The organism is Massilia pinisoli, assembly GCF_024753285.1.
Taxonomy (GTDB): domain Bacteria; phylum Pseudomonadota; class Gammaproteobacteria; order Burkholderiales; family Burkholderiaceae_D; genus Telluria; species Telluria pinisoli.
This window is the reverse complement of the sequence record NZ_JANUGW010000020.1, coordinates 50,631-61,808: the sequence shown is the minus strand read 5'-3', so window position 1 is coordinate 61,808 and position 11,178 is coordinate 50,631. Positions and strand designations below refer to the sequence as shown.

General features: G+C 68.7%; 12 protein-coding genes. 8 read left to right on the top strand and 4 right to left on the bottom strand.

The annotated features are described in order from the left end of the window. Positions 1–31 precede the first annotated feature (31 nt). Positions 32–3,106: a penicillin-binding transpeptidase domain-containing protein gene (locus NX784_RS22265; RefSeq protein WP_258818881.1), complete on the bottom strand. Its 3,075-nt coding sequence runs from the start codon at positions 3,104–3,106 to the stop codon at positions 32–34. A 204-nt stretch (positions 3,107–3,310) separates the two neighbouring features. On the opposite strand from NX784_RS22265, the gene NX784_RS22260 reads away from it, so the two are divergent. From NX784_RS22260 to NX784_RS22230, 7 genes are all read left to right on the top strand, one after another. Next, on the top strand, positions 3,311–3,529 hold the full coding sequence (locus NX784_RS22260; RefSeq protein WP_258818880.1) for a hypothetical protein: 219 nt from the start codon (positions 3,311–3,313) through the stop codon (positions 3,527–3,529). Between the two features lie 162 nt (positions 3,530–3,691). After that, positions 3,692–4,246, top strand: a complete 555-nt coding sequence (locus NX784_RS22255) for a thrombospondin type 3 repeat-containing protein (protein ID WP_258818879.1) — start codon at positions 3,692–3,694, stop codon at positions 4,244–4,246. Between the two features lie 79 nt (positions 4,247–4,325). Next, positions 4,326–5,027 (top strand): ribonuclease HI family protein, encoded by a 702-nt coding sequence (locus NX784_RS22250; RefSeq protein ID WP_258818878.1) that lies wholly within the window; start codon positions 4,326–4,328, stop codon positions 5,025–5,027. Further along, positions 4,996–5,676, top strand: coding sequence for an HD domain-containing protein (locus NX784_RS22245; protein WP_258818877.1), 681 nt, complete (start codon positions 4,996–4,998; stop codon positions 5,674–5,676). The genes NX784_RS22250 and NX784_RS22245 overlap by 32 nt, the downstream gene beginning before the upstream one ends. Before the next feature lie 72 nt (positions 5,677–5,748). Further along, positions 5,749–7,008 (top strand): MFS transporter, encoded by a 1,260-nt coding sequence (locus tag NX784_RS22240; protein ID WP_258818876.1) that lies wholly within the window; start codon positions 5,749–5,751, stop codon positions 7,006–7,008. Next, complete coding sequence (locus NX784_RS22235; protein ID WP_258818875.1) at positions 7,005–7,859, top strand: EamA family transporter; 855 nt, start codon at positions 7,005–7,007, stop codon at positions 7,857–7,859. Before NX784_RS22240 ends, NX784_RS22235 begins: the two co-directional genes overlap by 4 nt. An 88-nt stretch (positions 7,860–7,947) precedes the next feature. After that, positions 7,948–8,394: a hypothetical protein gene (locus tag NX784_RS22230; RefSeq protein WP_258818874.1), complete on the top strand. Its 447-nt coding sequence runs from the start codon at positions 7,948–7,950 to the stop codon at positions 8,392–8,394. A gap of 23 nt (positions 8,395–8,417) precedes the next feature. Here the strand turns inward: NX784_RS22230 and NX784_RS22225 are convergent, their stop codons facing one another. Beyond that, on the bottom strand, positions 8,418–8,987 hold the full coding sequence (locus tag NX784_RS22225; RefSeq protein ID WP_258818873.1) for a dihydrofolate reductase family protein: 570 nt from the start codon (positions 8,985–8,987) through the stop codon (positions 8,418–8,420). A gap of 271 nt (positions 8,988–9,258) precedes the next feature. Here NX784_RS22225 and NX784_RS22220 point away from each other — a divergent pair, with 271 nt between their 5' ends. Then, on the top strand, positions 9,259–9,510 hold the full coding sequence (locus NX784_RS22220) for a hypothetical protein (protein WP_258818872.1): 252 nt from the start codon (positions 9,259–9,261) through the stop codon (positions 9,508–9,510). Between the two features lie 36 nt (positions 9,511–9,546). Here NX784_RS22220 and NX784_RS22215 read toward each other — a convergent pair whose 3' ends face one another. Further along, complete coding sequence (locus NX784_RS22215) at positions 9,547–10,065, bottom strand: GNAT family N-acetyltransferase (RefSeq protein ID WP_258818871.1); 519 nt, start codon at positions 10,063–10,065, stop codon at positions 9,547–9,549. An 18-nt stretch (positions 10,066–10,083) separates the two neighbouring features. Further along, positions 10,084–10,809: a lipoprotein YafT gene (locus NX784_RS22210; RefSeq protein ID WP_258818870.1), complete on the bottom strand. Its 726-nt coding sequence runs from the start codon at positions 10,807–10,809 to the stop codon at positions 10,084–10,086. Positions 10,810–11,178: the final 369 nt, after the last annotated feature.

The window sequence follows — 11,178 nt, the reverse complement described above, 5'->3', positions numbered from 1 at the left end:
CGGAGGCGCGCAGCTGAGCGGAAAACACCCCTCAATTCGACGCGTTGGCGGCGCCGCGCCGGGCGACCGCTTCCAGCACGGCGGCAGCGACGGGTGCCGCATGCTCGCCGCCCGTCGCCTCCGAGCGGCTGGCGAAGACGGCGACGGCCAGCCGGTGGTCCTGCCCCGGCACGCTGTGCGGCTCCAGCCACCCCGTGAACCAGACGGTGGCCCGAGTCCCGTCGCCGGTCGGCGCCGTCCCCGTCTTGCCGGACAGGCCCCGCCGGATGCCGGCGAGCGCCGGCGCGCGGAACGCGGCGGACGCCGTGCCCACATCGACGACGCCCTTCATGCCGGCGCGGATGCGGTCCAGGCGCACGCCCAGCACCGGGCCGGCCGCAGGCGCGGCTGCCCTGCCGTCCAGTTCCGCCAGCAGATGCGGCACGATCACGCGCCCCTGGCCGACGGCGCCCGCCACGAGGGCCATCTGCAGCGGCGTCGCCTGCATGCGCAGCCCGATCGCCATCTGGCGCAGTTCGTGGCGCGTATGGACGGGGTCGATGCCGGCCGGCGTGGCTTGCAGCGCGTCCCACGTCGACCACGGATAATCCGCCGGCAGCAGGCCGCCGTCGAGGCGCAGCGCCGTGCCGAAGCCGAGCCGGCGCGCCATCGCGACGATCGGACGCACGGCGTCGAGCGCGCCCGGTTCCAGCGGCTGCAGGTCCGGCACGCCGCCCTCGGGACGGCCGAGGAGGCTCTCGTCGGACAGCTCCCCGGTCCACGCGAACCACGTGTTCAGGCTGTACGTCAGTGCCTGCGCGAGGCCCAGGCGGCCATCCTGGGCGCGCCGGTCCAGGCCCTGGTCGCGGAAATTCGTGATGCGGGCGCGCGCGTCGACGGGGTAAGTCGCCGCATCCGTGCGGAATGCAAAGCCGCGCGCCGACGCCTGCGCGTTGATGGCCGCCAGCGGCAAGCCGTCCAGCAACGCATCCAGCTGGCGGTCGGATTGCGCCGCCCGTTCCAGGCCGAGGGCGCTGACGATCTTGAACGTCGACCCCGGCGCCCGTTCCGCGCCGCCGTCGTGCTGCAGCGCCGGCAGGCGCAAGGGGCTCGCGGCCGGGTCGATGCGGTCGGCGTCGCGCGCCTCGCGCCAGTTGGCCGCATCGACGGCCGGCATGCCCGCGCCGGCTGCCGCGAGGATGGCGCCCGTCTCCGTGTCCAGCAGCACGACGCCGGCCTGGCGTCCCGCCGGCGCGGGCGTGCCGCCGCTGCACGCCGTGCCGTCCCAGCGGCCGCGGCGCATGGCGATGCAATCGAGCGCCGCCTGTGCGGTCGCCTGCAGGCCCAGGTCCAGCGTGAGCCGCGCCGCGTGGCTGGCGCCGGGCAGCCTGCCCAGCATCGCGGCCACGCTGCCGGCCTGGTTCGCGCGCACGCCCAGCAACGTGGCGAGACCGGCCGCGCGCGCCGCCTCCGTCGGGGCGCCGTCGCGCCACAGCGGTATGCCGGTACGGTCGGCCAGCACGACGTCGCCCAGCGGCGCCGCCGGCCGCGCCGTGGACGGGCCCAACGCCTGCCACGCGAGCCGGCCGTCGCGCACGACGAGGTGACGGTAGCGCGCGTCGCCCGGCGTCGCCAGCGCGTCGGTGCTCAGCGGCGCCGCGTCCAGCACGATCTCCGGCGCGGCGCGGTCGGGCAGCAGCTCGAGTATCTGCACCTCGTCGGCGGCGCGGCACGCGCGGCCATCGCAGGCGGGCTGCGGTGCGCGGACGAGCTGCGCGCCGCTGACGCGCTGCACGCGTCCCGCGACCATGAGCTTGACGGTGGCCCCGTCCCGCAGCGGCGCCACGAGGCGCAAGTGCAGCCGCGCGGCGCCGCCGCCATCCGGCCACGCACCGATGCGCTGCCACGGCGCCCAGCCCTGCGGCAGGTGGGCGAACAGCCGGGCGCCGGCGGGCGGCATGTCGTCCGCCAGCGGCACCGGCGCGGTGCCGCCGTCCAGCAGCGCCTCGGCGTGCCACGTGCCCGCGGTGCCGGTGCCGACGCGCCACGCGAGCAGCCGGCGCTCGGCATTGAAGATGCGCACCTGCTCGCGCACGAAATCGCCGTCGGCGCGGCGGTACAGGCGCTCGAGCAGGCGCAGCGCATCGCCGTCGAGCACGACGGCATCCCACGGCGTCTTGCCGGCCGCGCGCCACGCGGCGAGATCCGGCGGGGCAAGCTCGGCCAGGCCGTTCGTGCCCAAGCGCACGAGGCCCCGTGCCTGCAACTGATCGAACAGCTGCTCGTCCTCCAGCGCGGGCGCCCCGTTGGCCGGCACGCGGTAGGCGCCCGGCGCCAACAACGCCTCGACGCTCGGGCCTTGCGCCGGCAGCGCGACGGCGAGCGCGCGCGATACGGGCGCGGGCTGGTACAGCTGCACGGCGAGTTCACCCACGGCTGGACACGCAGCAGCCGGCCGGCGCACGAGGCGCAACGCACCGCCGGGCCACGTCAGCCATCCCTCGCCGCGCAGCGTGGCCGCGCCGTCGTTGCGCGCCACTTGCGACGTACCTGCGGCCGTCCAGCGCGCTTCGCCCTCCCAGCGCACGCCAAGGTCCGACGCAACGCGGCCGTCGATGCGCACGCGCGGCATCGCCTGCTCGGCCAGAAGCACATTGCGCGGCCCATCAAGGCGCGCGACGTCGGCGAACGTCCAGCCGATGCGCAGCGGCAGCAGGCGATCCGGCCGCGCCCGGTCGGCGAGCTGGTCGCACAAGTCGACGTGATGCACGACGCCGGCGCGCAGTCCCGACAGCACGAGCACGGCCGCGCCACCCTGCGTGACCACGGTCGCGCCGGGCGAGTCCGGCACCGTGAACGCGAGGCCCGGCACGACGGCCTGCAGGCGTACGGCGCCGTCGCCTGCCGGCACGTCGGCGTCCGCAGCGAGCCAGCGCGCGTGCACGACGATGAGCGCGGCGCCCGCGCCGGCCAGCAGTACGCAGCCGGCCGTCAGCCAGCGCAGCGGCGCCAGCCCCCGCACGTGCGCGGGCGCGGACGGCCGCGTGCGCGTGCCGGCCCGCAGGTTGCGCGCGCGCCGCAGGCGCGTCCGGTTGGCCGCAACGGCCTCGACGAGCACTCCGATCATCCTGTCCTCTTTGCGTGGGTGTCCGCGCACACCTAGCGGGGGGCGGCGGAAAGCGTGCGCCGGTCGCGGTTTTATGCGCTTCGTCCCGCGTTTTGCGCGGTCCGTCGCACACCGGTGGAGACGTGCGCGGGCCGCGACTACAGTACACACATCGACGAACGCTTCACGGTGAAGCGGTCAGGACACCAACCCGAGGAGAACATCATGAACGTCATCAAACACATGGAAGCCGCCTTCCTGGTCGCACTGAGCCTGGCCGCCGTCTCGAGCGTCGCCGTCGACCGCATGCAGCCCGCGCAGGCCACGACGCAAGCCCTCGCCACGACGGCCGGCATCCCCGTCGTGCACGTCACCGCGAAGCGCCTGACGCCGGCCGAGAAACAGCAGATGCTGGCGCTGGAGCGCGTGCGGAGCCGCGCATGATGCGCCGCGGACGGCTGCACGCGTGCTGCCGTCCAAGCGTCGACTTCCGAGTCATTTCTCGACGTAATTTGTTTCACATGTAAGAGTCTGCTTCAACTGCTGAATCCACGAACGGCCCGCGCTATATTGGTCCCATCCGCAGTCCGGATTTTGGAGACCGACATGAAACACCTCGCCCTTGCCGCTTTGATCGCCCTCGGCGCCGCCGCACCCCTGCCTTCCATGGCTTACAGCAATGTCAGCGTGGTCATCAGGACCGCGCCGCCTGCTCCCCTGTACGAACGTGTCCCGTCGCCACGCTACGGCTATGTGTGGGCGCCCGGCCACTGGGAATGGGATGGTTATCGCCACGTGTGGGCACCCGGCTACTGGATGGCCGAGCGCCCGGGGTTCGTCTACCGCGCCCCTGCCTGGTACCAGGGCAACGGCGGCTGGTATCTGCAGCCCGCCGCCTGGACGCCGTACGGTCCGGCGCGCTATGAGCGCCAATACGAGCGCGACGGGTATCGCGAGCGCCAGTACGAGCGCGGCGGGTATGGCGAACGTCCGTACTACCGCGACCGCGACCGCGACGGCATCCCCGACCGCTACGAACACGGCCATCGCCGCTGGGACGAGGATCGCGACGGCATCCCGAACCGCTACGACCGCGACCGCGACGGCGACGGTGTGCCGAACCGGTGGGATCGCCGGCCGGACAATCCGTACCGCCGCTAACCGCACAACGACAGCGCCGCACCCGGCGCTGTTTTTCTTTGCGGCTACAGCGCCAGCCAAAAGCGGGTATCCTGACGGCATGAACGACTTCCCCGACCTGGACCGCATCGCCTACAAGGCCGAGCGCGCCGCCAGCCGCCGCCTCGTGCGCAACGAAGGACTGTCCGCCGAAGACGCGCTGCGCCGCACCCTCGCGCTGGCAGCCGGCACGCAAGGCCTCGATGCTCTCGTCGCGGCCCGCTCCAGCCAACTGGCCGCGCAAGCGGCGCGCGACCTGGCCAGAGCCGCCGAGCAAGCGGCGGCGAACGCGCGCCGTGCCGCCCGCCACGACGGCCGGCCCAGCGCCTGGCGCGGCTGGTTCGACGGCTCGGCGCGGCCGAACCCGGGCCGCTGCGGCATCGGCGCCCTGCTCAGCGGACCGGACGGCGTACGGGTCGAAATCGCACAGCCGGCCGGCCACGGCAACAGCAGCGAGGCGGAGTACCGCGCGCTGATCGCCGTGCTGGAAGCGGCCGTCACCCATGGCGCGCACGACCTCACGCTGTACGGCGACAGTCGCGTCGTCATCGACGACGTCAACGGCCCCGACCTGCACGCCGCACCGGCGCTCGCTCCGTACCGCGCCCGCGTCCTGGCGCTGCTCGCGCTCCTGCCCGACGTGCGCCTGCGCTGGGTGCCGCGTCACAAGAATCTTGACGCCGATGCGCTGTCGCAACGCGCGCTCGGCGCCCTCCCTCTCGACCACACCGATGCAAGCAACGACACGATCCCTGCCTCCTGAACTCGACGCCTGGCGCCCGCGCCTCGCCCAACTCGCCGCCGCCGCGCTCGCCGAACAAGGCCCCGACGGCGCCCACGACCTGAACCACTTCGACCGCGTGTGGCGCAACGCCCAGGCCCTGCTCGTGGATTACCCGCAAGCGGACCCGCTCGTCGTGCTGGCCGCGTGCTATCTGCACGACCTCGTCAACGTGCCGAAGGACGACGCGCGCCGCAGCAGCGCGTCGCGCCTGTCCGCCGAACTGGCGCGCGAACGCCTTGCCGCGCTCGACTTCCCCACGGACAAGCTGGCCGGCGTTGCGCACGCGATCGAGGCGCACAGCTTTTCCGCCGCCGTGCCCGCGACCACGGTGGAAGCGCGCATCGTCCAGGACGCCGACCGTCTCGACGGCCTCGGCGCCGTGGGCCTCGCCCGCATGTTCTACATCGCGGGCCGCATGGGCAGCGCCCTCGCCCACGGCCTCGACCCGCTCGCGCGCGCGCGCCCGCTGGACGACAAGACGTATGCGCTCGACCACATCGACGCCAAGCTGGCGCGCCTGCCCGGCATGATGCAGACGGACGCCGGCCGCGCGCTGGCGGAGCAGCGGCTCGCCACGCTGACGGATTTTCGCGCCGCGTTTGCCGCCGAGTGGACCGGGACGGACTGAAGGCTGGCGTCACTGTTGTCACCACGGCACTAGTGCTACCATAGAAGTTTTCCGCCTCTTCACGGGAAACCCATGACCACGAGTGCCACGCTTGCCAAACCCCGAGCCGGCAATCTGAATTTCGTCCTCATCAGCGTCTTCGTCGACATGCTCGGCATCGGCCTGATCGTGCCCGTGCTGCCGGGCCTCGTGGGGGAATTCGTCACCGACCCCGGACAACAAGCGCACTGGTACAGCCTGCTGAGCGCCACGTTCGGCCTGATGCAATTCCTGTTCATGCCGATGGTCGGCGCGATCTCCGACCGCATCGGGCGCCGTCCCGTGCTGCTGTATTCGATGGGCGGCATGTGCATCAACTTCCTCGCGACGGCGTGGGCCCCGAACCTCGCCTGCCTGTTCATCGGGCGTGTGGTCGGCGGGGCGTCGTCGGCCAGCATGTCGGTGGCGGCGGCGTATGCATCCGACGTGTCGACGCCGGAGAACCGCGCGAAAAGCTTCGGCAAGATCGGCGCCGCGTTCGGCTTCGGCTTCGTGTGCGGCCCCGTCCTCGGCGGCCTGCTGGGCAATGTGGGCCTGCACCTGCCGTTCTACGTGGCGGGCACGCTGTCCGCGGCGAATTTCGTGTACGGCTACGTCGCCGTGCCGGAATCGCTGCCCCGCGAGCGCCGCACGCCGTTCAAGTGGAACCGCGTCAACCCGTTCGGCGCGCTGCTGCGCCTGGCGCGGCGGGGCGACATCCGCGGCCTCATCGTCGTCTACATGCTCGTGTCGTTCGCACAGATGATGCTGCAGACGACGTGGGTGCTGTTCACGACGTTCCGCTTCGACTGGACGCCGCGTGACAACGGCATCGCCCTGTTCTGCGTGGGCGTGTGCTCGATCGTCGTGCAGGCCGGGCTGCTCCCGCGGCTGATCAAGCGCTTCGGCGAAGTGCGGCTGTCGCTGATCGGCATCGCCTCGGGCGCCGTGACCTATTTCCTGTACGCGCTCGCGACGCACGGCTGGATGATGTACGTGTTCATCCTGTGCAACCTGCTGTCGTTCGCGGCCGGGCCGGCGCTGCAGGGCATCCTCTCGAAATCGTCGTCCAGCCGCGAACAGGGCGAGCTGATGGGCTCGCTGCAATCGGCCAGCAGCATCGGCTTCGTCATCATGCCCATGATCGGCGGGGAGCTGTTGCGCGCCACCAGCCATTTGCCCCCGCTGGACTGGCGCGTGGGCGGGCCGTTCTTCGTGTGCGCCGCGATGCAAGCCACCGCCCTCTTCGTCGCCCACCGCTATTTCCGCAGCCACGGCATCCCGGAGACGGCGCCGGCCGCCGAACAGGCGTGACACCCGGCAGCGCCATCACCCCGCCCGTGCTGCTCGCGGTGCTGGGCGCCGCGCTGCTGCACGCGAGCTGGAACGCCCTGCTCAAGCGGCGCGGCGAACCGCTGCTCGCGGCCGTCCTCGTCGTGGCCGGCTCGGCCTGCGTGGCCGCCGTGCTGCTGCCCTTCCTGCCCGCGCCCGCGCGCGCGAGCTGGGGCTATATCGCCGCATCGAGCGTCGTGCAGACGAACTATTACCTGCTGCTCATCGCGACGTACCGTGATGGGGAGATCAGCCACGCCTATCCGCTGATGCGCGGCTGCGCGCCCCTCATCGTCGCGCTGGCGAGCGGTCCGTTGACGGGCGACCGGCTGAGCCCCGGCCAGTGGACCGGCATGCTGCTGATCTGCGGCGGCATGCTCGGGCAGTGGCTCGCGACACCCGGCGCCGGCGCGCGCCGCACGACCGGCTTCGCGCTGCTGACGGCGGGCGTCATCGCGGCCTACACGCTGATCGACGGCCAGGGCGTGCGCCGGTCCGGCGCCCCGGCCGCCTACACGTTGTGGATCTTCCTGCTGACCGGGCTCGCCGTCTGCGCGTGCACCGTGCGCGGCCGCGTGCGGGCGCTGGCCGCATTCGCGCGCGCGCACCCGCTCGTGGCGCCGCTCGGCGGGCTGGCGTCGGCCGGTTCGTACGGCATCGCGTTGTGGGCGATGACGCTAGCTCCGGTCGCGGCCGTCGCCGCGCTGCGCGAGACGTCGATACTGTTCGCGACGGCCATTGCCGCTTTCGTGCTGCGCGAACGGATCGGGCCCACGCGCATCGCAGCCGTCGTGATGATCGCCTGCGGCGCCATCGCGATGCGACTCGCATGATGCGACTCCCTGAACTGCTAGTGTCCTTTGATTTTTATCAAAGCTAGAGTACGAAGTTCCTGCAGCCCGCTCACTGCCGAGGCCGATCATGCCGAACAATCCGTTCTCGTTCTTCCCGCTGCCGTGGTCCGGCCCCGTCACCCAGGACTTGCTGGATCACTGGTTCTCGCCGGCCGTCACCTACAATTTCGCGGGCAATGCCACGATCGAGAAACAGGTCGTCGAAAGCGTGGCCAGCTATGGCCGGCAGATCGGCTGGCTCAACGACGTCGTGCTGGCACTGGCCGAGGAGAGGACGCCTGACGCGGCCACGGTCGGCCGCATGCGCGAGACCGTCCGGCAGGTCGAAGCGCTGAAGGCCATTCATGCGTCGAGCGCCCTCGCCGACGCGACGGACGCGCTCACGCGGTTGAAGAAGGAGTCGCCGCGCAGCTACCACCAGTTGCTGCTCTCACTGATGGAGCAGGCGGGCGGCGGGGCGGACCCGGCACCGGCGTCGCCGGGCGCACGCGATCGGTCAGCCGCCAGGACGTGATCGGCCGCAGGCTGTCGACCCGCTCAGCGTCGAACGCGATAGCGGATGTGCGTGGCATCCGGTGTGTCGATCACCCGAACGATCTCCAGCTCGATCCGCGCAGGCAACACCTCGAACAGCCGACGTCCGCCACCGAACAGCACCGGGATCTGATGGATCTGCAACTCATCCAGCACACCGGCCTCGAGTGCCCGTTGAGCCGTGTACGCCCCCAGCACCAGCACGTTCAGGTTGCCGGCGGCGGCCTTCGCCTGCGCCATCGCGTTCTCGATGCCGTCGCGCACATACGTCACTGACGGATAGTTCGCGACGGATGGGCCAGGCGGCCGGTGGCTCGGTACGAAGATCGGGACACCGTGATTGTCACCGCCCCAGTGGTCGATTTGCTCCACGGTCCGCCGACCGGCCAATATCGAGCCGGGCGTGTTCCACTCGTCCCACAATTCTCCGACGGCCCCGGGCGGCCGGGAGAAGTCCCCATACCAGTCGTGCAGCCGGTCGATGGCATCGCCGCCGGGATTGCCGACTTCGTCGTTCGGACCAGCAATATAGCCGTCGAGCGACATCGACATGAATAGTACGGATGCAGCCATTTGAATCTCCTGCGCTCATGAAGAAATGGTGTTATTGCCATACGACGTGCGGGGAACGGCAGAATCGACACGATCGCTTCAGGCTATTTGATTGCTTCAAAACCATCGGTGTACCAGCCGCGCCACGCTGTCGTTGTCAGGCTTATCATCGATGAGCGCCGATGTTCAAGATTTTGTCCGGTGGTGACGCGGCTACTGTATTCTCGATGACTTCGAGACCCCGACGAATGCTCTGCCCGTGCGAGACCAAATACACCTTCCCGACAGCGTTGTGACGCTGATGGCCTACGTTGACGATGCTGGATGGACCGAGCAGGCCGAGCTTATCGTGCATATTGTCATGTCGAGCGTGCACCCCGACGTCGAATCTTCGGTCGCGACGGCCGCTTTCCTGCCGCGTACCGTCCGCCTTCACGTCGCGAAATTCTTGAGCGATATCCTCGTCGACGGACTCAGCGACGAGCAGCGGCACGCGATCTTTTCCTGGACTCAGTGCTGGGCGTTGGCCAGTCTTGAACAATAGACGCCGATACATAGACGCCGATACAAACGACCAGTGTCAGGTCCGCACGCGCGTATAAATGCCGGCTGCTTTTCCGTATATCTCGGTTTCCGCTTCATAAGTCAGGCCAAGGCGCCTGGCCACGCGCAGCGACGATTCATTGGCTGAAGCGATCAGGGCCCGGACTTTCGGTTCGCGTCGAATCTCGAACGCATGGTGCAGGACTGCCGCGGCCGCTTCGTTTGCGAATCCCTTGCCCCAAAAGGCGCGATAGGTATTCCAGCCTAACTCCATCACAGTGGATTCCTCGCGAAAGAACGCGCCCACGTTCCCGACGAGTTGCCCCGTCTCCTTTTCTTCGACCGCCCACCAACCGGCGCCGTAAATGAGCCATTGTCCCGCTTGTGAACAGAAGATTCGCCATGCGGTCTGGCGGTCGGCGGAGGCCAGATGAGCCGAACTGACGGGGTCGGCCAAATGCGCTGCGAATGCGTCGAAGTCCTCCGGTCGATATGCGCGAAGCGCGAGCCGCTGCGTGTGAAGGTATGGAACAGAGGTGATGAATTCGCTAGTCATGCGCTTCCTTTACGGCTGTCACCGCGAGTACCGCTTGACCAGGTCTTCAGCGGCGGCCTCATACGATTTCATCTTCAACACTGCGACTTGCGCCTGGTCAGAGGATTCCCGGCTATAGCGAGCGCTCGTCGCGGTGTCCTGGAACGGCTCCGGCGAAAACATATCCCACTGTCCCGTCTTGACGTCGACGACAGCGACTTTCAGGCGGACTCGCATTTCCTGCGATTCGTCCCGGATGTTACCGCCGACAAACGGCACCCACGAGACCGCTTTCGATCCCAGCCCCTTCTGCGCCGTTTCCAGCAAGCCCCAACAAACGACGATTTTTTCAAACCCGCCCTTTGCCGCGGCAAGGCGGAGAGGCATCGAGTAGTTGGCGGTGCCTCCCGACGTCGGGACGCCCGAAAAAACCGAAACGTTGTAGTACTTTTCGAGAGCCTTGACCATCGGCTCGTCCGGAATCAACGCGCCGGATTGCACCAGCATGATGGATGAGCCCTTAGATAGCTTGAGTACCTGTTTTTGCTCGAAAGCCTTGGCAATCTCTTCTGTTGTAACCTTTGCCTGCGCGTCGATCCCCAGCACTTCAAACTCGCTCAATTCGCCTTTGTACAAAGGATTAGTGGAAGTTTTGGCGCCGTAGTACGACTCCTTGGCGTAGCCCGAATCGGAAATCGATCGAGTGGCACAACCACCAAGCAATGTTGCAATCAGTGCAAAACAAGTAACTAATTTTAAACGCATTTATAAACTCCAAAACCGATGAGTCGAATGACGGCATAAGGGCCCTTGCCCGCCCAACCCGGCCTGATCAGCAGCATACCAGCTTGCCGCCTTGGAAATATCACGAACCATCACGGACGGCAGAATTCGAAAACAACCGCGAGTCGGTCGACATCGGAACGGCTATCGGGCCGGTCGCCTTCGCTGATGTGCCGGCGGCGGCGCCCGCCAATCGGATTGGCGTCCTCGCTCACCCATGCCAGAATGGCAAAAATGGCACAGGTACCATTGTTCCGGACATCGCGGACGGGCCGTTGCCGCAGAGGAAACACACAAAAAACGTGAAGATTTTGGCAGTTTTGCCGAAGAATAAATGCTTTTAAGCAAAAC